The sequence below is a fragment of the Aliiroseovarius sp. M344 genome, from assembly GCF_025140835.1.
Lineage (GTDB): Bacteria > Pseudomonadota > Alphaproteobacteria > Rhodobacterales > Rhodobacteraceae > Aliiroseovarius.
Map to the genome: position 1 here is coordinate 711,888 of NZ_CP081153.1, position 25,446 is coordinate 737,333.

The following is a 25,446-nucleotide window of genomic DNA, read 5'->3' on the forward strand; positions in this document are numbered from 1 at the left end:
TCTTCGGTCTGCACCCATGTGGGAATCGTGGACCACAAGGGCATTCAAACGGGGTAAGCAGTGATGGTTGGGTTTTCGGGTCTGTTTTCGTCAGACATGGCAATTGACTTGGGAACAGCGAATACGCTGGTCTACGTGAAGGGCAAAGGGATTGTCCTGAACGAACCGTCGGTCGTCGCCTACCACGTAAAGGATGGCGTCAAAAAGGTCTTGGCGGTTGGTGAAGATGCCAAATTGATGCTGGGCCGGACACCCGGATCTATCGAAGCGATCCGCCCGATGCGCGAAGGCGTCATTGCCGATTTCGACAGCGCGGAGGAGATGATCAAGCACTTCATCCGCAAAGTTCACAAACGCACGACATTCTCGAAGCCGAAAATCATTGTGTGCGTTCCCCACGGTGCGACACCTGTTGAAAAGCGTGCGATTCGCCAGTCGGTGATCTCGGCCGGAGCCCGCAAGGCGGGGCTGATCGCTGAACCGATAGCCGCGGCAATTGGGGCGGGAATGCCGATCACCGATCCGACCGGCAACATGGTCGTTGATATTGGTGGGGGTACAACCGAGGTCGCAGTTATGTCGCTTGGTGACATTGTTTATGCGCGTTCGGTGCGCGTTGGTGGCGACCGGATGGACGATGCGATCATCAACTATCTGCGCCGTCAGCAGAACATTTTGGTGGGTGAAACCACGGCTGAACGGATCAAGACCTCGATCGGCACGGCACGTATGCCCGATGACGGACGCGGTGCGTCGTTGAAAATTCGCGGCCGTGATTTGTTGAACGGTGTTCCGAAGGAAACCGAAATCAGTCAGGCGCAGGTGGCCGAAGCTTTGGCAGAACCCGTGCAGCAAATCTGCGAAGCGGTGATGACGGCGCTGGAAGCAACGCCGCCCGATCTGGCGGCGGATATCGTCGACCGTGGTGTGATGCTGACCGGTGGCGGCGCATTGCTGGGTGAACTTGACCTCGCCTTGCGTGAGCAAACTGGCTTGTCGATTTCAGTCGCGGATGAAAGCTTGAACTGTGTGGCGTTGGGTACCGGCAAAGCGCTGGAGTTTGAGAAACAACTGCGCCACGTCATCGATTACGACAGCTGACAAGCCCGCCCCGAAAAATCGGGGCCGGTCTCGTCTGGGGTGACCGGAGGCCAAATTGGCAAAGAAGACCAACCAGAGCGACATCTACGCCCGCCCGTTGCGCAGGCTTCTTGTCGGGATTCTGATGGTGTGTCTTTTCCTCGTTTTTCTGATCTGGCGCATCGACAGTCCGCGCGTTGAACGGCTCCGTGCAAATCTTGTTGACCGGGTTGTGCCAAGTTTCGACTGGGCCTTGGTGCCGGTCACCCGCCTAGTCGGCATGGTCGAGGACTTCCAGTCGTATCAGCGCATCTATGAACAGAACCAGGAACTGCGGCGCGAATTGCAGCAGATGAAAGCCTGGAAAGAAGCCGCCCTTCAGCTTGAACAAGAAAATGCACAGCTTCTGAACCTAAACAATGTGCGGTTGGACGCGCAGCTTTCCTATGTGACCGGCGTTGTTCTGACAGACAGCGGATCGCCGTTCCGCCAATCGGTGCTGCTGAACATTGGGACGCGCGACGGGATTATTGATGGTTGGGCCACCACGGATGGGCTGGGGTTGGCCGGGCGCATTTCGGGCGTTGGGCAAAAGACCAGTCGTGTGATTTTGCTGACTGACAGCAACAGCCGCGTGCCGATCATCGTCCAGCCATCCGGTCAGGCGGCTCTGCTGGTTGGTGACAACAGTGCCGCCCCGCCAATCGACTTTCTAGAAGCGCCTGAAAAAGTGCGCCCTGGCGACCGTGTTGTGTCTTCGGGTGATGGAGGGGTCTTCCCTGCCGGCCTGTTGGTGGGTCACGTCGCGATGGGCACTGACCGCAGGCTGCGTGTTAGGCTTGCGGCGGATTATGAGCGTCTAGAGTTCTTGCGGGTATTGCGCAGTCACCCCGGCGAGAAAGTTGATGATGATGGCGCATTGATCGTGTCGACCCCGGCCTTGCCACCCCTGCCGCAAACCACAACTGGTGCGGCGGACCCGGATGCGCCAACAACCGAGGGGACTGACGGATGACCGACCGCCTGACCCTGATGCGCTGGCTGTTTTCGATGGCCCTGATCGTGATCGCAGCAGTGGTTTTGTTTGCGCGACTTTTGCCGATTGATCTGACACCCGGTCGTGTGCCCGGACCTGACATCTTGCTGGCGTTCACTTTCGCTTGGGTGTTGCGCCGCCCGGACTATGTGCCGGTATTGCTGGTAGCGATCCTGTTTTTCCTGATGGATATGCTCCTGATGCGCGTGCCGGGCGTCTGGCCGCTGATGGTTGTCGCGGGGTCAGAGTTTCTCAGACGCCGCGAAACTGGTCTGCGCGAACAGCATTTTCTTGTCGAATGGGGAATGGTGGTAATGACGCTGTTGGTTATGCTGATTGGGCAACGACTTTTGTTGACGGTGTTTTTTGTCGACCAGGTGCCTTTTGGCAGGGCCTTCATGCAGTTTATTTCGACCGCGGTAGCCTATCCCCTCATCGTTTTCGTGTCGGTCTTTCTGCTGGGTGTCGAAAAACTGCAGCCGGGCGATGACGCAATTGCAAGGCAGGCGTCATGAAACGAACCCCTATAGATACCGAAAAAAGCGCGCGGGGCATCACGCGGCGAGGGTTATTTTTAGGCGGGCTGCAAGTATCGTTTGCAGCGCTTTTGGTCGGTCGCATGCGGTTCATGCAGGTTGACCAGACCGAGGAATATCGCTCCCTTGCCGAAGAAAATCGTATCAAGTTTCAGTTAATCCCACCCGCCCGTGGGATGATCCATGACCGCAATGGCAAACTGATCGCAGGCAATGAACAGAATTACCGCATCGTGCTGGTCCGCGAGGATGCCGGTGATCCGGCCAAGGTTCTGGAGCGGTTGCGCAAGATCATTTGGATCGACGATGAAGAGGTCGCGCGTATTCTGGGCGAAATGAAACGACGCAGTTCCTTCGTGCCGGTCACGGTAGCAGACCGGGTGGCGTGGGAAGACGTCGCAGAGGTGGCAATCAATGCGCCTGTTTTGCCCGGTATTACGCCGGAGGTCGGCCTGTCACGCATCTATCCGCGCGCCTCCGATTTTGCCCATGTGGTGGGCTATGTCGGCCCCGTTTCGGACTATGATCTGGATAAACTGGAAAACCCGGCCCCACTTTTGCAAATTCCGCGCTTCCAGATTGGCAAAAGCGGGGTTGAGGCGAAGTTGGAACTGGCGTTGCGTGGTGCTGCGGGCACACGCGAGGTTGAAGTCAATGCGGTCGGCCGCGAGATGCGCGAACTGGGTCGAGAAGACGGGCAGCCGGGCGATAACATCCAACTGACCGTGGATGCCGATCTGCAAGCCTATGTGCAGGCGCGTATGGCGGGGGAAAGTGCAGCCGCTGTGGTGATGGACACGCAGACCGGCGACATCCTGGCGATCGGATCTTCGCCATCTTTTGATCCCAACAAGTTTGTGCGTGGTATCTCGGGGTCGGACTACAAGTCGCTTCTGGACGATCCCTACAGGCCACTTGCGGCCAAGCCGGCGCAAGGGACTTATCCGCCAGGGTCGACCTTCAAGATGGTGACCGCGCTTGCGGCACTTGAGGAAGGTGTGATCAGCATCGGTGAAACGGTCAAGTGTTATGGCCACCTTGAAGTGCACAAACGCCGGTTCCACTGTTGGAAGCGCGCCGGTCACGGCAAGGTCGATCTGGTCAAAAGCCTGCGCGAAAGTTGCGACGTTTATTACTATGACATCGCCCAACGGGTGGGGATCGAAAAGATCTCTGCCATGGCGCGCCGCCTTGGGTTAGGGGAACGGCACGATTTGCCCCTGTCCGCCGTCGCTCAGGGGTTGGTGCCCGACAAAGCATGGAAAAGACAAGCGCGAGGGGCCGATTGGGTGATTGGCGACAGCTTGAATGCAGGGATCGGACAAGGCTTTGTTTTGGCCTCTCCACTTCAGCTGGCCGTGATGACGGCGCGTATTTCAACTGGGCAAGCCATTTCGCCACGTCTGGTGCGCGCGATCAATGGGGTTGAACAACCGATTGTGAATGCCGGTCCGTTGGGGATTGGCTCTGACAGTCTGCGGGTTGTCCGCCAAGGGATGTATGAGGTGGTAAACGCCAAACGTGGCACCGGTGGACGCTCGAAGGTTGTCGCTGAAGGTTTGCGAATGGCAGGTAAGACCGGCACCAGTCAGGTCCGCAACATCACCAAGGCCGAACGTGCCCGCGGCGTCACAAGCAACGAAGACCTGCCATGGAACCGTCGGGATCATGCGTTGTTCGTGTGTTATGCACCAGCCGAAACCCCGCGATACGCTGTATCGGTGGTGGTCGAACATGGCGGCGGCGGTTCAACGGCGGCGGCCCCCATCGCGCGCGATATTCTGCTGCAGACCGTTTATGAGGGTGAGCCGCCGCTTGAAGCGTATCCCTCAAGCCAACGCGGCACCATCCGGTCGCGGCAGCGCGAGATCGAAGAGCTGCTCAGCCGCCCCCCTGCAGAACGCTTCGTGGATGGAAGCGATCAGGCATGAGCTATCTTGAGTACAACGTAAAGTTCGTGCCTACCGGCCTGCGTAAGGTGCTCTATGTCAATTGGTTTTTGGTGCTCTTGCTGACGGCGGTGGCCTGTATGGGGTTCTTGATGCTCTATTCGGTCGCCGGCGGCAGCATGGAGCCTTGGGCAGCACCGCAAATGAAACGGTTTGCCCTTGGGATGGCCTTGATGTTCGCCATCGCGATGGTGCCGATATGGTTCTGGCGCAACATGGCGGGCCTTGCCTATATCGTTTCTTTGGTCCTTCTGATCTTGGTCGAGTTCATAGGGGCAACCGGAATGGGCGCGCAACGTTGGATCGATTTGGGATTCATACGCCTGCAACCATCCGAGCTGTCAAAGATCACTTTGGTGATGATCCTTGCCGCTTATTACGACTGGCTTGATATCAAAAAAGTTTCGCGCCCGTTTTGGGTGCTCCTGCCGATCATCCTGATCCTTTTGCCAACAGCACTTGTCTTGAAACAACCTGACCTCGGCACCTCGATCCTGCTTCTGGCAGGCGGTGGGACGATCATGTTTTTGGCGGGTGTCAGCCTGTGGTATTTTGGCGTTGTCATAGCCGGGGGGATCGGGCTCGTGACATCAGTCTTCATGTCCCGCGGCACCGATTGGCAACTTTTGAAAGACTATCAGTATCGCCGGATCGACACGTTCCTTGATCCCTCGTCTGACCCTTTGGGGGCGGGCTATCACATCACGCAGTCGAAGATCGCTTTGGGGTCTGGTGGATGGACCGGGCGCGGTTTTATGCAAGGCACACAATCCCGATTGAACTTCTTGCCGGAAAAACAGACCGACTTTATTTTCACCACGCTGGCGGAAGAACTTGGCTTTCTGGGTGGGATATCGCTGCTCGCGCTTTATGTGTTGATCTTGGCCTTCTGCGTGACGGCGGCGCTTCAAAACAAAGACCGGTTTAGCTCTCTTTTGATCTTGGGTGTAGCAGTCACGTTCTTCTTGTTCTTCGCAGTCAACATGTCGATGGTGATGGGCTTGGCGCCGGTCGTGGGTGTGCCCCTGCCGTTAGTCAGCTACGGCGGATCGGCTATGCTAGTGCTTCTGGTTGGGTTCGGGCTGGTGCAAAGCGCGCACGTTCACAGGGCAAGGCAGAAACGATGAGTCTAAACGTCCTATACGCCGGAAATGAAAAGCTGTGGCCGATCTATGAGGTCGCGTTGGGCACGGCACTGGCGGATCTGGGTGTCGCGGCCAATCTGTCCAACGACCTCTCACCTGCGGATGTCGATTATGTTGTCTACGCACCAAACGGACCTGTTCAGGACTTCACGCCATTCACCCGGACAAAAGCCGTTTTGGGCCTATGGGCCGGCGTAGAGAAAATGGCGGGTAATGCGACGCTGACGCAACCTTACACCCGGATGGTGGATGACGGGCTTTCCGAAGGGATGACGGAATGGGTGACAGGCCACGTTCTGCGCCACCATCTTGGTATGGACGACTTTATTCACCGGACTGACCCGGTCTGGCATCGGGCGGCCCCTCCTTTGGCGCGCGATCGGACTGTCGGGGTTCTTGGGCTGGGCGCGCTGGGCGCCGCTGCGTCGCAGGCATTATGCGCGTTGAATTTCAACTTATGTGGTTGGAGCCGCACACAGAAAGACATTGCGGGCGTCGAATGCTTCTGCGGAGAGGACGGGTTGCGTGATGTGCTGTCGCGCGCCGAGATCCTTGTCTTGCTGCTGCCGATGACACCCGCCACGGAAAATCTTTTGAATGCTGAGACACTGGCGTGGCTGCCCAAGGGCGCGGTGATCATCAATCCAGGCCGCGGTCCATTGATCGACGATGCGGCTCTGCTGGCTGCTTTGGACAGCGGCCAGATTGGTCACGCGACCTTAGACGTTTTCCGGGTTGAGCCATTGCCCGATGGCGACCCCTATTGGGCGCACCCGCAGGTTACGGTGACACCTCATATCGCGTCGGATACCCGCCCCGCATCGGCGGCACGGGTTATTGCCGAAAACATCCGCCGAAGCGAGGCGGGTGAACCTTTGTTACACTTGGTTGACTGGTCGGTTGGCTACTGACCACGGTCCGCCTCTACATGTCCAGCCAGATCGTGACTGGCCCGTCATTGACGAGCGAAACCTTCATGTCGGCGCCGAATTGCCCTTGGTCGGTGGTTATCCCCAGCCCGCGCATTGCATCCGCAAAATAGTTGTAAAGCCGTTCACCTTCGGCCGGTTTGGCAGCGGTGGAAAACCCCGGACGATTGCCCCGCGACGTATCCGCCGCCAGTGTGAATTGGCTCACCACGAGCGCGCCGCCCCCCGTGTCGAGCAGCGAACGGTTCATCTTAGCCGCTTCATCTTTAAAAATTCGCAACTTCGAGATTTTTGCCGCAAGCGTGTCGGCTTTGGCCTCGGTGTCACCCTCCATTGCGCAGACAAGGATCAGTAACCCAGCGTCGGTCCGCCCGATCAGGCTACCATCGACGTGCACGGCGGCTTCGCTAACGCGTTGGATTAGGGCTCTCATGCCGATTTCTCCTGTCCATGCAAGTGGACCCACTCTTCCAGTGGCGCCCGGTTGGTGCGGAAACCGTTTGCCGGGTGCGCGTCGTCGGCATATCCGAATGAGATGCCACACAAGATGATGCGATCCTCTGGTAGTTTGAACCAGTCGCGCAGGAACGGCGCATAGGCCGCGACGGCAGCCTGTGGGATCGAAGCAATGCCGAGCGAGGTCGCCGCCAATGTGAACCCTGTGATGAAGCCGCCACAATCCAAGTAGGCATAGGGGCCAAGTTCCACGGGTGCTGTCAGCAAGGCAAAGCATGGGGCGTCGAAAAATCGGAAGTTTTCCATCATTTGCTGGGCCGATGCAGCGCGGTCGCCGCGCCCAACCCCAACGCTTTCATAGAGCTGCAACCCACAGGTTTTGCGCCGCGCCTGATGCGCCCCCGTATAGGCGGTAGGCCAGTCGATGTCGGGGCTTTGGGCCGCGCTCATCGCGTGTTCATAGAGTGCTTCGCGTAACCGGTCCGTTTCCGCATTCAAAGTGACCTCGACCTGCCAGGGTTGGGCATTGCACCAGCTTGGCACCTGCTGAGCCGCAGTCAGGATTTGATTGATCTTGTCTTTGGGAACAGGGTCAGACCGAAATCTACGGCAGGAATGCCGGGCGTCAAGAAGCGCCGCGAAGTCATCATATTGCATAGTTAGATCCTATTGGCTTTGGGCGGACAGATAGCCGACAACCGCCGCCGCGATCAGCCCCAAGACGATGGCAAAGGTAATCTTCCAGACTGAATAGGGCCGTTCACCCTGCACCCGCCCATTTTGGCCATTAACTACGAACCGATAGGTTTTACCGCGATATTTATAAGCGGCTAGCCAGACCGGCAGCAGGATGTGCTTGAAGGTGACATCAGACATTTTGGTGTCCATAGAGCTGACCCGTTGCCGATCACCACCAATGTCGAATTTCACATCGCGCAAAATGATCCGGTTCATGTAATCGCGAGCTTCAGAGAAGCCTTGCTCTAAATCAACAGTATAACCTTCGGCTTGGAACCCAGCCAGATACTCGGGTCGATACGGTTCCAGCCGGGACAAATCCCAAGGCTCCAACGCGTCAGTATATTTCTTCGGCAACCCTTGCGAAGCCAGCACCAGAACATCATCGAAAAATCGAGCAACGCGCCCAGAGACCGAGTTCCATCTGACATGCTGGGTGCGCTTCTGCCGCCGTTCGCCATTGACCGTGACGGTGCGTACGCGTTCATGAACCGTACCGCGTTGGCCGCTATAGCGGGTTTTCGTATCCGCATCGAAGGTCCAATAAGGGACATAGATCCCTGACATCCTGCGCCCCTTGCGTGCGTATTCCCGCAGGCCATTAGGTGCGAACCACAATCGGCCCAGCCAGAGAGTCATCGCCTTGTGGGCTTCACGCTCTTCTATCTCAAACGGGGCCAAGCCTTTGGGTTTGAGCCGCCGATGTGCCCCGGTGTCAGTGACAACCGGCGTTGCGCAGAACGGGCATTCGGATGCATGAGTGCTGCCGTCAAATTCTATCAGCGCTGCACAATTTGGGCAGGTTAGGACCCGTGTGACCTCGCTCTCGGTCTCTGGAAGCTGTTGGGACAGGGCGCGCTTCAGGTCCAGCTCTCGAATGACGGAAAGTGCCGCTGGTTGATCATCGATGGGCTGGTGAAAGCCGCAATGATCGCATGTCAACTGGTTGCGTTCGGGATCAAAACGCAGATCCGCGCCGCATTGGTCGCAGGGAAAGCGATGTTCTTCCAACGGCGCTTGTGCATCTTCGCGCGGATAGGCCATCCGTATGAGCCTCTTCGATCAACCAATAAAGAAAAATGGGGCGGCGCAAAGGCAGCCCAAGGCAATCATGCTCCCGGTGGAGGCGGCGGCAGAACGGTGAAAAGTTGCGCCAACTCGGCCACATCCTCGGCCCGTTTCCAGCCATCCTGACCCGGTGTCCACACCAGCGTGTCGCGGCTCAGGCCGCCAGATGTGGACATGCGGCCCAGCGCGGCCTTTGAATATGGCCCCTTCGCTTCACCATTGTCGGCGACATGCCAGACATGTTCGACCGGTGGTGGCGGCGGCGCATGTGGAGCGGCCGCAGCTGGTGCGGCACCCCACGGCCCGGCCTGAGCCATCTGGCCTGCCATCGCCATGCCCATTCCCATACCAAGGCCAGCGCCCATGCCGCCACCTCCGTTGGGGTTTTGTGCAGCTGCTGTCATAGCCTCTGCTGCCGAGTATTGCGTGAAGGCACCAAGGTCGCCCGCGACCCCCATCGACGTGCGCTTGTCCAATGCCGCTTCGACGGCAGGAGGCAGCGAGATGTTTTCGATATAAAATTCGGGAATGATCAGGCCATATTCAGCGATAATGCCAGAAATCTCAGTGGCAATCAGTTTGCCCAGATCAGCGGTGTTCGCAGCCATATCCAATACCGGAATGCCGGCGCCAGCGATCACACGACTGAAGGCTTGAACGATGATGTTGCGGATTTGATAGCTGATCTCGTCCATCGTGAACTCGCCATCCGTGCCGACAATCTCGACGAGGAACTTCGCCGGGTCAGACACGCGAACGCTGTAAGTACCGAAGGCACGGATACGGGTTGGGCCAAATTCCGGATCACGCAACATAATCGGGTTTTTGGTGCCCCATTTTAGGTCATTGAACCGCGTGGTGTTGACGAAATAAATCTCGGATTTGAAAGGAGATTTGAAACCATGGTCCCAATGGTTGATCGTGGTGAGGATCGGCATGTTGTTGGTTTCGAGCATATAGAGCCCGGGCGTAAACACGTCAGCCAACTGGCCTTCATGTACAAACACAGCTGCCTGGCCTTCGCGCACGGTCAGCTTGGCACCATATTTGATCTCGTGATCTTCACGCTCAAATCGCCAGACCATGGTGTCGCGGGTATCATCCACCCAGTGAATGACGTCAATAAATTCGCCGGTTAGAAAATCAAGAATTCCCATTGTTACGCTCCCTCCTTTGGGGTGTCGGTCATACCGAGCCGCCGGTCAATTCGGTGGCAATTTGTTTGATGATCGGGCGGGCTTGATCCGCGCTCATGTTGGGGCGCAGTCGATCATCGTAAAGCATGCGAAGCAAGTTCTCGTCATGCGTGGTCAAAAGACCAAATTCTTCGTCATCGTTGAAGATGGACGGGCGGGCCATTGGGCTGTCATTCGACAAGCCAAGACCCTGTGCAACTTCTTCATGGATGCAGGATGTTCGCATCAAATTCGGGTGCTCGCTGCGAATAACTGCCACGGCCTGTTCGAATTCGCCATTGCTGGCCGGGTCGCGCCCGAAGACGAGGCAATAGGTGTCGCGCGGCATGTTGATCACGGCACGTTGGCTCAGCGCACTTATGCCGGGCACCACGCGTCGCAATTCCGGTCCAAATGCCTTGCGCTCATCTTCGTTCAGGACATAGACGCGGAAGTTGCCGCCGCCATTGGTCATGCTGATAGGATGGCCAGTAATGCGCGCCAATCTGCGCACGTATCTGGTCAGCTTGGCACGGTCATGGGCCTGTTTTTCATCAGACACCGACCGTCCAAACTGGATCGAGACCCGCACGGGCTTTTCCCAACGTGTCAGGTGCGAAGCGCTTTCGCGCGCGATCAACTGTCCACCGGCTGACGAGTATTCCTGAAAGAAGGCAATGCGCTCGAAATTGCGCGCCAGCATAGCGGCGCTAAATGGCACGTCGGCGCCCCCGCCGTCGGTTCGCAGAAGACCCTGTGTCAGCAGGCTGCGCTGAACGCTGGCATAATAGGCTGCCAGCGCTTCGCTTTCAGCGCTGGGCACTGTCGGGACGGTGTCTTCGCGCGGTTTGGGGGCCGGAGAATTAGGTAATCCCGTCACGCCAGGGCCAGCAGTTTGGCAGGCAGAAAGCACCAGCGTTGCCGCCAGCACTCCCGTCGCCAATTTCAAAGCGTTCCGCCGCATTCCGTCCCTCGTGTGATCCCGCTTACGCGCCCGGTACCGAACTGGCCATGTTGTGCGCCGATGCGGTGCCCCGCGCGGTAGCTGCGGCCAGCGTTTCTTTCAACTCGGCCTCCATCTTGACCAGTTCTTCTTCGGCCGCGGCACGTTTGGCTTTACCTTCATCCGCGATGCTCAGGCTTTCTTCGATCGTGGCAATCAATGTCGCGTTGGCGGATTTCACGGCTTCAATATCAAAGACACCACGTTCCATTTCCTTGCGGACCATACGGTTCGCCTCTTGCAGGTTTTCTGCGTTCGAGGTCAGAAGCTCGTTGGTCAGATCGGTTGCTTCTTTCACTGCAGCCGCAGCCTCGGCAGACCGTTGAATGGTGACGGCTTGCGCCAGTTGGGTTTCCCAAAGCGGGACAGTGTTCACCAACGTCGAGTTGATCTTGGTCACCAGCGACTTGTCGTTTTCCTGCACCAAGCGGATCGAAGGCAGCGACTGCATCGTCACCTGCCGGGTCAGCTTCAGGTCATGCACGCGACGTTCAAGATCATCACGGGCCGCGCGCAGGTCGCGCAGTTCCTGGGCTTTGATGACGCCTTGATCTTCTGGGGCATCCGTCACTTCGGCTTCCTTGGCCGGGATGGTCGTGTCATCAAGATCGGCCAGCTTGGCTTCGCCGGCAGAGATATAAAGCGCCAGCTCGTCGTAGAACTCCAGCGTCTTTTCATAGAGCTTGTCGAGCGATTTGATGTCCTTCAGCAAAGTATGCTCGTGGCCCAAAAGGTTGTCGGTGATCTTGTCGATCTGCCCTTGAACCCCTTCGTAACGTGCCATGAATTTGGCAGCCGGTGCAGCCCGCCCCAGCAGTTTTTCCCACCAGCTACGCGTGCGGCGCATGTCCAGTTCGCTGACCGAAAAGCCGCGGATCGTGGTCACGATGTTGCGCAAGCTGTCGCCAGCCGGACCCACATCCTTGTTGCGCACACCAGCCAGCATGTCCTGACTGATCACTTGCAATTCCGCTTGGGCGGATGAACCGAATTCAATAATCGACTGGGTGTTTTCCATGTCGATTTCGGCCATGCGCTTTTCGATTTCGGCGCTGACTTTCTTGTTGGCTTTTTTCAGCGGAACCAACGCATTTGTCGGCTCTGGCAGCACAACAGCTGTTACAGCTTCGATGTCTTTCAAGTCGGCTTCGGCCTTTTGACGAGTAGTTTCAGTCATTTCAAAATCCTCACAAGTTACTCGGAGCGCACACCTTCGCGTGCAAGTCTTTCGCGCAACACCTCGATTTCGACATCCAGGTCTGTGCGATTATCGTTTAGGAATTGCTGGGTGCGCGCGGTGAAATTCGATTCCAGATCATCCAGCAGGGTTTCATAATCTGCCCGCGCGCCGCCGCTGGCATCGCGCATGTGGATGTCGACGAATTTTGTCGTCGCGTCGCGTGCGCCCAATAGATAGACGCCAAGATATTTGCGCGCGGCTGTCAGGTCGCGGGGGTCGTCTTCAACCGTGCGAAACATATCACGGGCGGTGGAGATGAACCGGTCCAGCCGCGCTTCAAGGCGGCGGTCCTTTGTGCGCTCGATCGCTTCTTTCATCGCGCGCAGGTGTTTCTCAGCCTCAGTGACCGCACGGGCCACGCGGTCGGTCTGAAATTCGTCGATGTCATCCAGACCTTTGTGCCGCATTGGGTCCAGGCCAAAGGCGAATAAGTGCAAGCCAAACCCCAGAAGGCCAAGTGTGGCGGCAATCAGGGTCGTGCCGTCCACCGAGCCTGCCAGAAACAACCCAAGACCGGTTAAAGTCGCGCCAAAAAGCTTGCGCGGAATTGCTGGGCGGCGGGCGATCTTTCGGGCGTCATATTCTTCATGGGCCAACAGCCCTTCGCGGGTCAGCCAAGCCGCAGCTATCAACGCACCAAATGCAAGCAGGCGCAGGATGAGGTCGCCGGGGTCACGAAAAAACGCTAAAAACGCCAGCGGAAGTGGCGCAATGAACAACAAATTGATCCGCCCACCGGCGCGCGACCGCGTTTTGCCGTGGTAGGGGGACCGATCGACTGCGCCGGATTCCTGATGAGGTTCCTTTGGGCTGTAGTCACCACCGTAACGTTGTGCCATTACGCGCCCCCTGTGATCGAAACATAGAGGATCAACGCAACAAGTACGAAAAATGCGGTTTTTTGTAATCCGTTTTCAGACAAGCCGGCCTCCTTTCGTGGTCACCATATCATAGGCAATATAGGGCTGCATGCAGGACATCGCTATGGGTTTGTTTATGGAATACTTTTTGGTTAACGACATAACAATTACAGGTGTCAGTTTGTTTGGTTGAGAACTGATCTGTCTTGCGTCCCCCAAGTTTGCTGCAGTCTGAACCATATATGATTGCGTTTGTATAACAGCGGGGAAAGCCAGCAAACGTTCCCCCTTTGCGGGCGATCGGCCTTGGACGTTTTAGGATGTGGCCGATGACTGATCTTGCCATCTTTGCAGCGCTCGCCCCATCACACGGTTCCACAGTGTCGGCACCATCGCGATTGTTGCCATGACAGGCAATGAATAGGGCAGCATGGGCGCATTCGCCTTGGGCGGAAGATCAAGCGAAGGATACGGGCGCATCGGATGGGCGTGATGGTCGGAATGGCGCGGTGCGTTCAGCATCAGATGTGACGAGAACCAATGTGGTGCGTTCCAACTGTGCTCAATGCCCACAGGCTCATAGCTGCCGTCCGAGCGTTTGTCGCGAAGCAGCCCAAAATGCTGGACATAATCGGACAAAAGAAGTTGCATCTGCGCGTGCAGACACAGCAGAAGATAGGCAACAAAACCGCCAATACCGCCAATCCAGATGGCCAGAAACATCATCAAAACGGCTCCGGAGACATATAGGTAATAGGGATTGAAGCTGCGCTTCTGTCGGCGTGAAAGATCTTGTTTCTCCATCTCATAGCCTGCGGTGAAGGATCCGATCCAGGCGCGCGGGGCGAAATCATAGAAGCTTTCGCCCAGTTCTGCGGTGTTGGGGTCGTCTGGGGTCGCCACCCAGCGGTGATGCACTTTGGGATGAGCCGAGGCGTGGTGCCCAAACAGCAACGAGATATAGACCCACTTGCCCAGATTGCGCAGTTTCCAGTCGCTGCGATGGATCAACTCGTGCGCATTTGAGTTTGAAACTTGTCCAAAAAACAGCCCCGCGGCCAAGAAGGTTAAAGCCGACGCTCCGATGCTTAGCTGAAATCCGCCGCCCAAGGCGAAAACAATCAATCCAAGCAAAGCAAAATGGCAAATTGCAAGGATCGCCGAAAGGAAATCGGCGTCATCACCGGTTTCATCTTCATCCAGCGGCGGTGCGATGCGCGAAATGATCCGGTCCAGCCCATGGATGAACACGGTCATATAGATCAATGCCGCCGCCGCAAACCATCCGCCAAAAACCGCGCCCAAAGCGATCAGAACGACCGGCGTCACCGTCGCTATCGCAAAAACCTTCAAGGGATGGGAAAAGATAGCCGCCATGTGTTCTTTGCTTTCTGATCCGTTTGCAGGTTTCACGCGAAATATCGTGGAAATGGCGAAGATACGCAATCCGCCATGCGTATGTCGCTTTTGGATAGCTTCCCCAATGGAGCGCTGTCTATTGTAGCACAACATCACATTGGGGTTGGCCATGGCACTGGACGACAAAAAAGGTATCTGGAAATCGGGCAAAGGCAAAGGTCGTCGCCGGCCAAAGGGCCGACAGATTGATCCAGAGGCGTTGGAGATTGTGCAGTCCTTGCTGGGCGACCGACCGCGCCGTCGTGACCTGCTGATCGAATTTCTGCACGTGATCCAAGACGCACATGGTCATTTGTCCGCCCCGCATCTGCGCGCGCTGGCCTATGAAATGAAGATCAGTCAGGCCGAAGCCTACGAGGTCGCCAGCTTCTATGCCCATTTCGACGTGGTGCGCGAAGACGAAGCGCCGCCACCCGCGCTGACGATCCGAGTTTGTGATTCTTTGTCATGTGAATTGGCGGGGGCGGAAGCGCTGCAAAAAGCCCTGGAGGACGGGCTGGACGCCGCCGAAGTGCGTGTCGTTCGTGCGCCGTGTATGGGGCGTTGCGATTCCGCCCCAGCGTTGGAACTGGGCCATAACCATATTGACCACGCGACCCCTGAAAAAGTGCATGCGGCTATCGCCGCGGGTGACACCCACACGAAATTGCCAGCCTATGAAGATCTGTCAGCCTACCGTGCTGCCGGGGGCTATGAAAAGCTGGAAGATTTGCGCGCGGGCGGCAATTGGCAGGCCGTTCAGGACGAAGTTTTGGCGGCAGGCCTGCGCGGTCTTGGCGGGGCAGGGTTTCCGTCGGGCAAGAAATGGGGCTTTGTGCGGGCCAACGAAGGCCCCCGCTATCTGGCCGTGAACGGTGATGAGGGCGAGCCCGGCACGTTCAAAGACCGCTATTATCTGGAACGCACGCCGCATCTGATGCTGGAAGGTATGCTTATCGCCGCTTGGGCGGTCGAGGCCGAAACCTGCTTTATCTACATGCGCGACGAATATCCGGCAGTGCTGGAGATTCTGCGCCGTGAGATTGCCGCGCTAGAGGCTGCAGGTCTAGTGACGCCGGGCTATATCGATCTGCGTCGTGGTGCGGGCGCATATATCTGCGGTGAAGAAAGCGCGATGATCGAATCGATCGAAGGCAAGCGTGGGCTACCACGACACCGCCCGCCCTTCGTCGCGCAGGTCGGTATTTTCGACCGCCCGACGCTGGTGCATAACGTCGAGACACTTCATTGGGTTGCCCGCATTCTGCGCGAAGGTCCCGAAATCCTGACCTCGGTCGAAAAGAACGGTCGGACGGGTCTGCGCAGCTATTCAGTATCAGGGCGAGTGGCCAATCCGGGCGTGTACCTGCTGCCCGCCGGCTCGACAATCCGCGATATCATTGACGCGTGTGGCGGTATGGCCGTGGGACACAGTTTCAAAGCCTATCAGCCCGGTGGTCCGTCCTCGGGTCTGTTGCCCGCAGCTATGGATGACATCCCGTTGGATTTCGACACGTTGCAACCACACGGAACTTTTATTGGCTCGGCGGCGGTCGTGGTTCTGTCTGATCAAGACAGCGCCCGCGATGCAGCCCTGAATATGCTGCGGTTCTTTGAGGATGAAAGCTGTGGCCAATGTACCCCGTGCCGATCAGGGTGCGAAAAAGCGGTGAAGCTGATGCAGGCGGATCGTTGGGACCAAGGCTTGCTGACCGAGCTTTGCACGGTCATGCAGGACGCGTCGATCTGCGGCTTGGGTCAGGCGGCACCAAATCCGATCTTGCTGACCATGAAGCACTTCCCGGACGAGGTCTAACCAAAGGGCAAATTGCGCTCTGCCCACGTCATCCTTGACCGACACCCCATAGTCGCACATCGCTATGGCAGGCGGTTTGGCACATCCAAACCATTGGTTAACCTGCGCGGCGGTATGAGGAACCTATGACCCAGTTGGCTTTAATCCTTGGTGTTGTGGTGGCTCATGCCTATTTCCCCCGCACTTCGGCTGCGCCAAGTTGGCCGCGGTCAGCGATCAAAACAGCACCTCTTTTGCTGTTCTCACTTTCCGCCTTTCTGGGCGACGCTGGCCCATATCTGGTGGCAGGCTTGTTTTTGTCGGCGCTGGGTGACTTTGGCTTGTCACGCGATGGCGATGCGCCGTTCCTTTACGGATTGGCGGCCTTCGCGCTGGCGCACCTTTTGTACATTCTTCACTTTCTTAACCTGTCTGGTGTCCCTTTTTACGATGCATTTGTAAGTGCCCCGATCCCGGCATTGATTCTTGTGGCGCTCATGGTTTCGACCGAGCTGTGGCTGGCAACCCATACCGGTCATCTGCAATGGCCCGTGCGCATCTATGTGGTGATTATCGGGTGCATGGGGCTGGCCGCGCTGGCCGTGCCATTTGGCTGGACAGTGATCGGTGCCGCGCTTTTCATCATCTCGGACGTGATCTTGGCGATCAATTTGTTTCGAATGTCTGACACGCACCATCACCGCATTCGTGCCGGATATGCGATATGGGCGTTTTATATCTCCGGCCAGGTTTTGATCCTAATTGGGGGTCTGCAGACCTGACGGTAACGCAGGCAACTGGCCGAATTCAGGAGCACGCGAACCTGTTTCCCCCTATGCTGCCATCTCCGCCTCTTCCATCCGGTCCTCATGTGGACTAGTTGGTTAGAAAGCGATCAAGAGGGCGCAGATGGCATTCTTCAAGAAACTCAAGGAACGTTTGTTCAAATCCTCGTCGAAGCTCGAAGAGGGGCTTGAGGCGATTGTCGAGGATGGTGGCGAAGAGGAACTGGTCGAGGCAACACCCGAACCGGAACCCGAAACAGAGCCAGCCGCAGTTGACAGCGATGCCGTAGTCGAAGACGCCGTTCCTGAGCCTGAGCCTGAGCCTGAGCCTGAGCCTGAGCCTGAGCCTGAGCCTGAGCCTGAGCCTGAGCCTGAGCCTGAGCCTGAGCCTGAGCCTGAGCCTGAGCCGATTGTGGACGCCGTTGAGATCGAAGAGATCTCACCAGAACCAGAACCAGAACCAGAACCAGAACCAGAACCGCAGCCGACCGCGCAACGCGATCCGGTGCCACTTTATCTGGCTGCCGAAGTTACGTCAGAACCTGCCGCCAAACCCGGTCTTCTGGGTCGCATGTTTGGTCGTCGCGAGGCCAAAACAGTCGTGCGGCGCACGGTTGATGATGACATGCTGGAAAGCCTTGAGGATTTGATGATCACCTCCGACATGGGTGTCGACACGGCGATGCGCGTGACCGCCAACATCTCGGAAAGTCATTTCGGCAAGAAACTCTCGGTGGACGAAATCAAATCGGTGCTTGCGGCTGAAGTGACCCGGATTATGGAGCCGGTCGCCGTCCCGATGCCGCTCTACTCCAAGCGTCCGCAGGTCGTCTTGATCGTCGGCGTGAATGGCGCAGGTAAGACGACCACCATTGGTAAATTGGCCAGCCAGTTCACCGCAGCTGGCAAAAAGGTCGTGATCGCAGCCGGTGATACGTTCCGAGCCGCAGCCGTCGAGCAGTTGCAGGTTTGGGGTGACCGTGCGGGTGTGCCCGTGCTGACCGCGCCGGAAGGCTCTGATCCGGCATCGCTCGCCTTTGATGCAATGAAAAAGGCCGAGGCAGACGGTGCTGACCTTCTTTTGATCGACACGGCGGGGCGGCTGCAAAACCGCACCGATCTGATGGAAGAACTTTCTAAAATTGTTCGTGTTATCAAGAAGAAAGACGAAACCGCGCCGCACAATACGTTGTTGGTGTTGGATGCGACCACCGGCCAGAATGCGCTGTCGCAAGTTGGGACCTTTCAACAGCTCGCCGATGTGTCGGGGCTGGTGATGACCAAGCTCGACGGAACGGCGAAAGGCGGCGTGTTGGTCGCGCTGGCTGACAAATTCGCCCTGCCCATTCACGCGATCGGGGTGGGCGAGCAGATCGACGATCTGGCCCCGTTCGACCCCGATGAATTTGCCCGTGCCCTGATTGGCATCAAAGAGTAAGCGCGGGGTATGAGCGACTGGCTCATTTCGCTGGAAGGCACCGAAGCGGGTCACAGGCTGGCCCTCGCCCTTGCGCTTTTTGCGGCGTTTCTTCATGCCTTGTTCGGCGCCCTCCAAAAAGGACGCCACGACCCTTGGCTGTCGCGCGGCGCGATTGATCTTTCCTATGGGTTGATTGCCGCACCCTTCGCTTTGTTCGTTGTCCCATGGCCCGAGCCGCATATGTGGCCGATCTTTGCGGTAATCTTTGTAATCCATGTGGGTTACAAGATTGCGCAAAGCTACACCTACGCGCTCGGCTCCTACACAGTTGTTTATCCTGTCGTGCGCGGCACCGGCCCGCTGTTCACGGTGATCGGGGCGGGTTTCCTGTTTGGCGAAACCTTCACAGGCTTGCAATGGTTTGGTGTTGCCACATTGGTTGCCGGGATATTTGCCCTTGCAGCCTATAACTTGCGGCACTGGCAGATGGGTCGCGAGATGCTGAAGCCTGCGTTGGCGATGGCTGTTGTGACCGGGTTATTTGTGGCTGCCTATACCACCTATGACGCCTATGGTATCCGCGCGACGGCGGACCCCTTCACCTTTTTGGCATGGTTTTTCTTTATCGACGGGTTTTTCATGCCGGTGATCGCTGCGTTGCGCTGGCGAAACATGCCCGACCCACCGGCACTGGGCCCTTTGATGGGGCGTGGGATACTCGGTGCTTTCGTGGCCTATTTCAGTTTCGGTTCGATTATGCTGGCCACACGATTGGACAGCGTCGGAGAAGCCGCCGTTCTGCGCGAAACCTCGACCGTATTTGCGGCTTTGATCGGCTGGCTTGTGCTAAAGGAACGCGTCGGACCGCGTCGGCTGACGATGATGGCTTTGATCGCGGCGGGCGCCGTGATAGTCGAAATGGGCGGATAAGGAGAAACCATGACCGAGAAGCAGGCAAACCCCGCCCTGAGGGCCGCGCTGGAATACGGACCAATCATCCTGTTCTTCGTGGCTTACACGTTCCTGAAGGATCGCGACTTCATGGTGGGCGGCACCGAATATTCAGGCTTCGTTGCCGTGACCGCCCTGTTCATCCCGGTTTTGGCGCTGGCGACATTGGCCATGTGGAAAATCACGGGCCACCTGTCGAAAATGCAGATCATGACCCTTGTCCTTGTGATTGGGTTTGGTGGCATGTCGATCTGGTTCAATGACGAACGGTTCTTCAAGATGAAGCCCACGATTATTTATCTGCTTTTTGCAGGCCTTCTAGGCTTTGGGTTGATGCGTGGCACGAGTTATCTTGAGGCGGTGATGGACCGCGCGTTGCCGTTGGAACGCGCTGGCTGGATGATCCTGACCAAGCGGCTGGCGATGTTTTTTCTGGCACTTGCCGTCGCGAACGAGGTGATTTGGCGCAGCATGTCCACCGACGCCTGGGTCAATTTCAAAACCTTCGGCCTGCCGCTCGCGATGTTCGGTTTTTTCATGACGCAGGCGGGATTGTTCAAGAAATACGGTACGGAAGAGGACGTCAGCGAAAGCTGACCCTAGTTGTAAACCCTGTGAATGCGGTGCAGCAACTTATCTTTTGAACAACACGTCCTGTGCCTTTTTGTCGGTTTGCAGATCCCCGCGTTGCTCGGATGCAACGGCACGTCCACGTTGCACCGCCGGTCGCGCGCCAACCACATCCAGCCACCGCGCCAAATTGGGCTTGTCGTCCAGCGTCTGCTCCTGCCCTTCCCAAAGCGACGCCCAGCCCCAACAGGCCATGTCCGCAATTGAAAAGAAGTCACCAGCCAGAAAGCGATTGTCGGCGAGCTGCCGGTCCATCACACCATAAAGCCGCGCTGTTTCGGCGCGATAGCGGTCTTTGGCATAGGGCAGGTCTTGGGGCGGATCCATTGATGGTGCATATTTCAAGAAGTGGTGTGCCTGACCGGCCATTGGTCCAAGCCCACCCATTTGCCACATGAGCCATTGATCCACCGCGATCCGCTCGCGTTCTGTCGAGCCACAGAACTTGCCGGTTTTGCGGGCCAGATATTGCAGGATTGCGCCACTTTCAAAGATCGAAATGGGCGCGCCATCCGGCCCGTCCGGGTCGATGATGGCGGGCATCCGATTGTTTGGTGCAATCTTCAGAAAGTCAGGCTGAAACTGATCGCCCGCTCCAATATTCACAAGGTTGACCTTGTAAGGCAGCCCCATCTCTTCCAGCGCGATCGAGACCTTCCATCCGTTCGGTGTCGGCCAGTAGTAAAGCTCGATTGGGCTGGGCATGTTGTTCTTTCCTGTATGTGAGCGCAGGATGACAGGTGCACGGAGATTGGCAAGAGCATGCGATGACCAACGGTTCACGATCTGGCGAGTGTGCGCACTTGACGGGGTTTTCTGCACAGGTTAGGGCTTCGACGTGGCGATTTGTTTACCGGATTGCGGGCCACGTTAAATATTCTGCTAAAGAGGTCAGGGACCTTGCGGGCGAAACGCCCCGCAAATTCACCCCCGGCGCTCGTGATGCGGTGGGGGTTTTTTTGTGCGAAAGGAACGCGCGATGTCAGATTGGTCAAAACGGACAACAGCCGTGCATGGCGGCACGCGCCGCAGCCAATATAACGAAGTCAGCGAAGCGATTTTTTTAACGCAGGGCTTCGTCTATGAAAGTGCCGAACAGGCCGAGGCACGCTTTATCGAAAGCAGCCGAGACGAGTTTATCTATGCTCGCTATGGCAACCCGACCGTGGCCATGTTCGAAGATCGCATGGCCGCGATAGAGGGGGCAGAGGATGCGTTTGCCACGGCGTCTGGCATGGCCGCAGTCAATGGTGCTTTGATGTCTGTCCTAAAGGCTGGTGACCACGTGGTCGCCGGGCGCGCATTGTTCGGATCATGCCTTTTCATTCTGGAAGATATCCTGACCCGCTATGGCGTCGAAGTGACGCTGGTCGACGGCACCGACCTTGACGCGTGGCGCACCGCTGTGCGCCCGGACACAGCAGTTTGCTTCTTTGAAAGCGTATCAAACCCGTCGCTCGAGGTGATCGACATTGAAGGCGTGTCCAAGATTGCCCATTCAGTTGGCGCGCTGGTTGTTGTGGATAATGTGTTCGCGACCCCGGTTTTCAGCCGGGCGATTGAGCAAGGCGCCGATGTTGTTGTTTATTCAACCACCAAACATGTGGACGGGCAGGGGCGGTGTCTGGGAGGTGTTGTTCTGGGCACACAGGACTATATTCGCAAGACGTTAGAGCCCTATCTGAAACACACCGGCGGAGCGATGAGCCCGTTTAACGCGTGGGTCATGCTGAAAGGGTTGGAAACGCTCGAACTGCGCGTGAAAGCTCAGGCGACCTCTACGCTCGAGATCGCGCGTGCGCTGGATGGGCACGAAAAGCTGACTCGCGTCATTCATCCTCTGTTGGACAGCCACCCAGACAAGGCGCTGGCCGAACGGCAGATGGTGGGTGGGGCAGGCACCGTGCTTTCCCTTGAACTGGCTGGGGGCAAAGAGGCTGCGTTTCGTTTTCTGAACGCGCTGGAGATTGTTTTGATCTCAAACAACCTTGGTGACGCGAAATCCATCGTGACCCACCCGGCCACGACAACCCACCAGCGTCTGTCGGATGAGCAGAAGGCGCAGTTGGGCATTACACCTGGTCTTTTGCGCCTGTCCATCGGGCTTGAAGACACGCAAGATCTGATCGCAGACCTGACGCGGGCCTTGAACGCGGCCTGATTTGTCGTATCTCGTGCATCCTGTTTGGAGAATCTCTGTCACACACCTATGTTAACAGGGTGCGACAGGATCGGAGGGTCCGTGATGAACCAGATGAAGCGCAAGGGTGGTGAAACCCCTAATGTGGACGCAGCGCGTGATGCGCTTGACGTCCTGCGCAATTGGGCCGCAAAAGCGGACCCGGTCGAAGTGGCGAGGCTGGACCCAGCCATCGCGCGGCTCGTGCCGGGGGCAGAACTGCCGAACTACCCGGACCTCAATCGCGCTTATCCCGACGATTTCGCGCCCGATGCGACCTATAAGGCGTCGATGCCGGACCTTCAGAACGGTCCGGCCAGCCTTATTCAGGGGGCCAAGCGGCATATTCAGCATGTGGGCATTTCGAATTTTCGATTGCCGATCCGCTATCATACCCGCGACGCCGAAGACGTCACGCTTGAGACATCAGTCACCGGCACCGTCAGCCTTGAGGCGGGCAAAAAAGGTATCAACATGTCGCGCATTATGCGCAGCTTCTATGCCCATGCCGAAAAAACATTCAGCTTCGATGTGATCGAGGCGGCGCTGGATGACTATAAGACCGATCTGGAAAGCCTTGATGCACGGATCGAAATGCGATTTTCCTATCCTGCGCGGGTCGAAAGCCTGCGGTCCGGGCTGTCAGGCTATCAGTTTTACGACATTGCGCTGGAACTGGTCGAACATCGCGGCAAGCGGCGCAAGTTCATGCATCTGGACTATGTCTACAGCTCGACCTGCCCCTGTTCGCTAGAACTTTCAGAGCACGCACGGCAGATGCGTGGGCAGCTTGCGACGCCGCATTCACAACGGTCCGTGGCGCGGATCTCGGTCGAGAAAATCCACCAGCCAAACCACACGCTTTGGTTCGAAGATCTGATCGACATTTGCCGCGCAGCCGTGCCGACCGAGACGCAGGTGATGGTCAAGCGCGAGGACGAACAGGCCTTTGCGGAACTGAACGCCGCGAACCCGATTTTTGTCGAAGACGCCGCGCGCCTGTTTTGTGAGCATTTGCAAGAGGATCCGCGGATCGGCGATTTCCGCGTGGTCGCCAGCCATCAAGAGAGCCTGCACAGCCACGACGCCGTGTCAGTGTTGACAGAAGGGGAAACGTTCGAAGCTGAAAGCCTGGACCCCAAGCTGTTCTCGACGCTGTTCCACGTGGGATAAGCGCAACGCGGGGATGCGTGGCGCGCATTGGTAAAGTCAGCGCATCTGACCTATCTGCTGTTGAGGGAGGAAACCAATAACCAATCTTATGGGGTTTCCAATGGCAACGCACACTGCAGATATTTTTGTCGGGCATCGCTCGATCACCGCAAGGCTTATGTCTGGTTTGTCCACTTTCGGGCAGGCTCTGATACACGCAAGCGAAAACAGCTCACACATGAAAGAAGTCCGGCGACTGAACGCACAAAGCGATGCAGAGTTGGCAAAACTGGGTATAGAGCGGGGTGAAATCCCCCGGTATGTTTTTTCCGGCGCGTTTTACATCTGATCCGCAACAGCCGCGCAGGCATCGCGTCTTTCGCGTGATCTGATCCTTGACAGTATGGGCGCGGGGGGCCAACCCTGCGCCCATGTTCGATCTGCGACCAGTCGTTTATGTCACCGGCCTTTTGGTGGCCGCGCTTGGGGCCACAATGCTGATCCCAATGGGGATTGACCTGTATTATGGCAGCTCGGACTGGGCCGTGTTTCTGGAAAGCGCTGTCATTACAACGCTAGTTGGTGGGTCAATGGCTCTGGCCACCGCAAATGGCGTCGGTAAAGGGCTGTCGATCCAACAGACCTTCTTGCTGACCACGGGTGTCTGGGTCGCTTTGCCCATATTTGGTGCATTGCCATTTGCCTTTTCAGAGCTGGGTTCAAGCCCGGTGGACGCGTTTTTTGAGGCGATGTCTGGCCTGACCACCACTGGTTCGACAGTGTTGTCCGGGCTGGATGACATGCCGAAGGGACTTCTGTTCTGGCGAGGTCTTCTGCAATGGTTCGGCGGCATCGGTATCATTGTTGTCGCGATGGTGTTCTTGCCTGAACTCCGCGTGGGCGGCATGCAGATATTCCGCTCTGAAGGGTTTGACACATTCGGAAAAATTCTGCCCCGCGCGACCGAGATATCGTCGCGGATTTCTGTCATCTATTTCAGCTTGACCGGGGCATGTGCAGTGACCTATTTCGCCATGGGTATGGACGTGTTCGATGCGGCGACCCATGCGATGACAACGATCGCAACCGGTGGTTACGCCAACTATGATACGTCATTCGGAGCGTTCCCGCCGGGTGTGGAATATGCCGCCGTTGTGTTCATGTTGCTCGCAGCACTTCCCTTTGTGCGCTATGTCCAAATCCTTTCGGGAACAGCACGCCCGCTTTTCCATGACTCACAGGTTCGGGCATTTTTCGGGACATTGCTTGTGGTCGTGCTGACGATGGCGGCTTGGCGCTGGTTGGCCGATGGGCAGGGCACCGAGGAATCCTTTCGAAAGACTCTGTTTAACCTGACCTCAATTCTGACGGGCACCGGGTACGCGTCGCAGGATTACATGACGTGGGGAGCGTTTCCTGTGGTCATGTTCTTCTTCGTCGGTCTGATCGGTGGGTGTGCGGGGTCCACAGCCTGTTCGATCAAAGTGTTCCGGTACCAATTGCTGTTTTCTTCCATCAAGGCACAGATCCGGGCAATCCACTCACCGCACGGTATTTTCACGCCGCGCTATGCAGGACGTCGCGTGGACGACGACGTGCTGTCATCGGTCATGAGTTTCTTTGTTTTTTTCGTGGTGACGTTGGGCATTGTGGCCGTTTTGCTTGGTATGACGGGCCTGGATTTCATCACCTCGGTTTCCGGTTCGGCAGCGGCGCTGGCCAATATCGGCCCGGGTTTGGGCAGTCAGATCGGGCCAGCGGGCAGTTTTGCAGGCCTCAGCGACACGGCGAAATGGATACTTGCGGCAACCATGTTGATCGGCCGCCTGGAGCTATTAGCGGTTTATGTTCTGTTCACTGTGAAATTCTGGCGCGGATGAAAATGCCCACCCAAAGCAGGGCGGGCAGTCTCATATCTCGT

Annotated in this window: 24 protein-coding genes and 1 riboswitch; of the genes, 15 read left to right on the forward strand and 9 right to left on the reverse strand. The window is 57.2% G+C overall.

Annotated elements, in window-relative coordinates; translation table 11 throughout:
* Positions 1-63 precede the first annotated feature (63 nt).
* From K3556_RS03465 to K3556_RS03490, 6 genes are read left to right on the forward strand one after another with little or no spacing between them, the layout of a single operon-like run.
* Positions 64-1,101 (forward strand): rod shape-determining protein, encoded by a 1,038-nt coding sequence (locus K3556_RS03465; protein WP_312847278.1) that lies wholly within the window; start codon positions 64-66, stop codon positions 1,099-1,101.
* A gap of 55 nt (positions 1,102-1,156) precedes the next feature.
* Positions 1,157-2,095: a rod shape-determining protein MreC gene (gene mreC / locus K3556_RS03470; RefSeq protein ID WP_260518340.1), complete on the forward strand. Its 939-nt coding sequence runs from the start codon at positions 1,157-1,159 to the stop codon at positions 2,093-2,095.
* Positions 2,092-2,631, forward strand: a complete 540-nt coding sequence (locus K3556_RS03475) for a rod shape-determining protein MreD (RefSeq protein WP_260518341.1) — start codon at positions 2,092-2,094, stop codon at positions 2,629-2,631. The genes mreC and K3556_RS03475 overlap by 4 nt, the downstream gene beginning before the upstream one ends.
* Positions 2,628-4,583: a penicillin-binding protein 2 gene (gene mrdA / locus K3556_RS03480; protein ID WP_260518342.1), complete on the forward strand. Its 1,956-nt coding sequence runs from the start codon at positions 2,628-2,630 to the stop codon at positions 4,581-4,583. The genes K3556_RS03475 and mrdA overlap by 4 nt, the downstream gene beginning before the upstream one ends.
* Positions 4,580-5,728: a rod shape-determining protein RodA gene (gene rodA, locus K3556_RS03485; protein WP_260518343.1), complete on the forward strand. Its 1,149-nt coding sequence runs from the start codon at positions 4,580-4,582 to the stop codon at positions 5,726-5,728. The genes mrdA and rodA overlap by 4 nt, the downstream gene beginning before the upstream one ends.
* A complete protein-coding gene (locus K3556_RS03490; RefSeq protein WP_260518344.1) occupies positions 5,725-6,657 on the forward strand; it encodes a 2-hydroxyacid dehydrogenase in 933 nt (310 codons plus the stop codon). The genes rodA and K3556_RS03490 overlap by 4 nt, the downstream gene beginning before the upstream one ends.
* Positions 6,658-6,670: 13 nt before the next feature.
* Here K3556_RS03490 and dtd read toward each other — a convergent pair whose 3' ends face one another.
* The 8 genes from dtd to K3556_RS03530 all read right to left on the reverse strand — a co-directional run bounded on the left by dtd (position 6,671) and on the right by K3556_RS03530 (position 14,592).
* Entirely contained in the window at positions 6,671-7,108 is a 438-nt protein-coding gene (dtd, locus tag K3556_RS03495; RefSeq protein WP_260518345.1) for a D-aminoacyl-tRNA deacylase, read from the reverse strand.
* Complete coding sequence (locus K3556_RS03500) at positions 7,105-7,788, reverse strand: nitroreductase (RefSeq protein ID WP_260518346.1); 684 nt, start codon at positions 7,786-7,788, stop codon at positions 7,105-7,107. The genes dtd and K3556_RS03500 overlap by 4 nt, the downstream gene beginning before the upstream one ends.
* Before the next feature lie 9 nt (positions 7,789-7,797).
* Positions 7,798-8,913 (reverse strand): TFIIB-type zinc finger domain-containing protein, encoded by a 1,116-nt coding sequence (locus tag K3556_RS03505; RefSeq protein ID WP_260518347.1) that lies wholly within the window; start codon positions 8,911-8,913, stop codon positions 7,798-7,800.
* Between the two features lie 65 nt (positions 8,914-8,978).
* On the reverse strand, positions 8,979-10,094 hold the full coding sequence (locus K3556_RS03510) for an SPFH domain-containing protein (RefSeq protein ID WP_260518348.1): 1,116 nt from the start codon (positions 10,092-10,094) through the stop codon (positions 8,979-8,981).
* A 28-nt stretch (positions 10,095-10,122) separates the two neighbouring features.
* A complete protein-coding gene (locus K3556_RS03515) occupies positions 10,123-11,076 on the reverse strand; it encodes a DUF2927 domain-containing protein (protein ID WP_260518349.1) in 954 nt (317 codons plus the stop codon).
* Between the two features lie 22 nt (positions 11,077-11,098).
* Positions 11,099-12,292 carry a toxic anion resistance protein gene (locus tag K3556_RS03520; RefSeq protein ID WP_260518350.1) on the reverse strand — a complete coding sequence of 398 codons (1,194 nt, stop codon included), beginning with the start codon at positions 12,290-12,292 and terminating at the stop codon, positions 11,099-11,101.
* A gap of 17 nt (positions 12,293-12,309) precedes the next feature.
* The gene (locus K3556_RS03525) at positions 12,310-13,194 is read right to left on the reverse strand and encodes a 5-bromo-4-chloroindolyl phosphate hydrolysis family protein (protein WP_260518351.1); all 885 of its coding nucleotides are present in this window, start codon (positions 13,192-13,194) and stop codon (positions 12,310-12,312) included.
* A 336-nt stretch (positions 13,195-13,530) separates the two neighbouring features.
* Positions 13,531-14,592, reverse strand: coding sequence for an alkane 1-monooxygenase (locus K3556_RS03530; protein ID WP_260518352.1), 1,062 nt, complete (start codon positions 14,590-14,592; stop codon positions 13,531-13,533).
* Between the two features lie 151 nt (positions 14,593-14,743).
* Here K3556_RS03530 and K3556_RS03535 point away from each other — a divergent pair, with 151 nt between their 5' ends.
* The 5 genes from K3556_RS03535 (at position 14,744) to K3556_RS03555 (ending at position 20,161) form a co-directional block, all read left to right on the forward strand.
* The gene (locus K3556_RS03535; RefSeq protein WP_260518353.1) at positions 14,744-16,429 is read left to right on the forward strand and encodes an NAD(P)H-dependent oxidoreductase subunit E; all 1,686 of its coding nucleotides are present in this window, start codon (positions 14,744-14,746) and stop codon (positions 16,427-16,429) included.
* Between the two features lie 125 nt (positions 16,430-16,554).
* Entirely contained in the window at positions 16,555-17,190 is a 636-nt protein-coding gene (locus tag K3556_RS03540) for a lysoplasmalogenase (protein ID WP_260518354.1), read from the forward strand.
* A gap of 127 nt (positions 17,191-17,317) precedes the next feature.
* Positions 17,318-18,631, forward strand: a complete 1,314-nt coding sequence (gene ftsY, locus K3556_RS03545) for a signal recognition particle-docking protein FtsY (RefSeq protein WP_260518355.1) — start codon at positions 17,318-17,320, stop codon at positions 18,629-18,631.
* Positions 18,632-18,640: 9 nt separating this feature from the next.
* On the forward strand, positions 18,641-19,543 hold the full coding sequence (locus K3556_RS03550) for a DMT family transporter (protein ID WP_260518356.1): 903 nt from the start codon (positions 18,641-18,643) through the stop codon (positions 19,541-19,543).
* Between the two features lie 9 nt (positions 19,544-19,552).
* Positions 19,553-20,161, forward strand: coding sequence for an inner membrane-spanning protein YciB (locus K3556_RS03555; RefSeq protein ID WP_260518357.1), 609 nt, complete (start codon positions 19,553-19,555; stop codon positions 20,159-20,161).
* Between the two features lie 36 nt (positions 20,162-20,197).
* Here the strand turns inward: K3556_RS03555 and K3556_RS03560 are convergent, their stop codons facing one another.
* Positions 20,198-20,899 carry a glutathione S-transferase N-terminal domain-containing protein gene (locus K3556_RS03560; protein ID WP_260518358.1) on the reverse strand — a complete coding sequence of 234 codons (702 nt, stop codon included), beginning with the start codon at positions 20,897-20,899 and terminating at the stop codon, positions 20,198-20,200.
* Between the two features lie 123 nt (positions 20,900-21,022).
* A riboswitch (SAM riboswitch) is annotated at positions 21,023-21,101 on the forward strand.
* Between the two features lie 72 nt (positions 21,102-21,173).
* On the opposite strand from K3556_RS03560, the gene metZ reads away from it, so the two are divergent.
* The 4 genes from metZ to K3556_RS03580 all read left to right on the forward strand — a co-directional run bounded on the left by metZ (position 21,174) and on the right by K3556_RS03580 (position 25,405).
* A complete protein-coding gene (gene metZ / locus K3556_RS03565; protein WP_260518359.1) occupies positions 21,174-22,355 on the forward strand; it encodes an O-succinylhomoserine sulfhydrylase in 1,182 nt (393 codons plus the stop codon).
* An 84-nt stretch (positions 22,356-22,439) separates the two neighbouring features.
* Positions 22,440-23,546, forward strand: coding sequence for a GTP cyclohydrolase FolE2 (gene folE2, locus K3556_RS03570; RefSeq protein WP_260518360.1), 1,107 nt, complete (start codon positions 22,440-22,442; stop codon positions 23,544-23,546).
* Positions 23,547-23,646: 100 nt separating this feature from the next.
* Positions 23,647-23,874: a hypothetical protein gene (locus K3556_RS03575; RefSeq protein WP_260518361.1), complete on the forward strand. Its 228-nt coding sequence runs from the start codon at positions 23,647-23,649 to the stop codon at positions 23,872-23,874.
* 82 nt (positions 23,875-23,956) lie between these two features.
* On the forward strand, positions 23,957-25,405 hold the full coding sequence (locus tag K3556_RS03580) for a TrkH family potassium uptake protein (RefSeq protein WP_260518362.1): 1,449 nt from the start codon (positions 23,957-23,959) through the stop codon (positions 25,403-25,405).
* Positions 25,406-25,446 lie beyond the last annotated feature (41 nt).

Coding starts and splice junctions, on each gene's coding strand:
- dtd (WP_260518345.1), bottom strand. CDS start 7,108: ATGAGAGCCCTAATCCAACGCGTTAGCGAAGCCGCCGTGCACGTCGAT.
- K3556_RS03540 (WP_260518354.1), top strand. CDS start 16,555: ATGACCCAGTTGGCTTTAATCCTTGGTGTTGTGGTGGCTCATGCCTAT.
- mrdA (WP_260518342.1), top strand. CDS start 2,628: ATGAAACGAACCCCTATAGATACCGAAAAAAGCGCGCGGGGCATCACG.
- K3556_RS03530 (WP_260518352.1), bottom strand. CDS start 14,592: ATGGCGGCTATCTTTTCCCATCCCTTGAAGGTTTTTGCGATAGCGACG.
- folE2 (WP_260518360.1), top strand. CDS start 22,440: ATGAACCAGATGAAGCGCAAGGGTGGTGAAACCCCTAATGTGGACGCA.
- K3556_RS03580 (WP_260518362.1), top strand. CDS start 23,957: ATGTTCGATCTGCGACCAGTCGTTTATGTCACCGGCCTTTTGGTGGCC.
- K3556_RS03535 (WP_260518353.1), top strand. CDS start 14,744: ATGGCACTGGACGACAAAAAAGGTATCTGGAAATCGGGCAAAGGCAAA.
- K3556_RS03520 (WP_260518350.1), bottom strand. CDS start 12,292: ATGACTGAAACTACTCGTCAAAAGGCCGAAGCCGACTTGAAAGACATC.
- K3556_RS03475 (WP_260518341.1), top strand. CDS start 2,092: ATGACCGACCGCCTGACCCTGATGCGCTGGCTGTTTTCGATGGCCCTG.
- K3556_RS03500 (WP_260518346.1), bottom strand. CDS start 7,788: ATGCAATATGATGACTTCGCGGCGCTTCTTGACGCCCGGCATTCCTGC.
- K3556_RS03560 (WP_260518358.1), bottom strand. CDS start 20,899: ATGCCCAGCCCAATCGAGCTTTACTACTGGCCGACACCGAACGGATGG.
- rodA (WP_260518343.1), top strand. CDS start 4,580: ATGAGCTATCTTGAGTACAACGTAAAGTTCGTGCCTACCGGCCTGCGT.
- K3556_RS03525 (WP_260518351.1), bottom strand. CDS start 13,194: ATGGCACAACGTTACGGTGGTGACTACAGCCCAAAGGAACCTCATCAG.
- K3556_RS03465 (WP_312847278.1), top strand. CDS start 64: ATGGTTGGGTTTTCGGGTCTGTTTTCGTCAGACATGGCAATTGACTTG.
- ftsY (WP_260518355.1), top strand. CDS start 17,318: ATGGCATTCTTCAAGAAACTCAAGGAACGTTTGTTCAAATCCTCGTCG.
- K3556_RS03505 (WP_260518347.1), bottom strand. CDS start 8,913: ATGGCCTATCCGCGCGAAGATGCACAAGCGCCGTTGGAAGAACATCGC.
- K3556_RS03510 (WP_260518348.1), bottom strand. CDS start 10,094: ATGGGAATTCTTGATTTTCTAACCGGCGAATTTATTGACGTCATTCAC.
- K3556_RS03575 (WP_260518361.1), top strand. CDS start 23,647: ATGGCAACGCACACTGCAGATATTTTTGTCGGGCATCGCTCGATCACC.
- K3556_RS03515 (WP_260518349.1), bottom strand. CDS start 11,076: ATGCGGCGGAACGCTTTGAAATTGGCGACGGGAGTGCTGGCGGCAACG.
- metZ (WP_260518359.1), top strand. CDS start 21,174: ATGTCAGATTGGTCAAAACGGACAACAGCCGTGCATGGCGGCACGCGC.
- K3556_RS03550 (WP_260518356.1), top strand. CDS start 18,641: ATGAGCGACTGGCTCATTTCGCTGGAAGGCACCGAAGCGGGTCACAGG.
- K3556_RS03555 (WP_260518357.1), top strand. CDS start 19,553: ATGACCGAGAAGCAGGCAAACCCCGCCCTGAGGGCCGCGCTGGAATAC.
- K3556_RS03490 (WP_260518344.1), top strand. CDS start 5,725: ATGAGTCTAAACGTCCTATACGCCGGAAATGAAAAGCTGTGGCCGATC.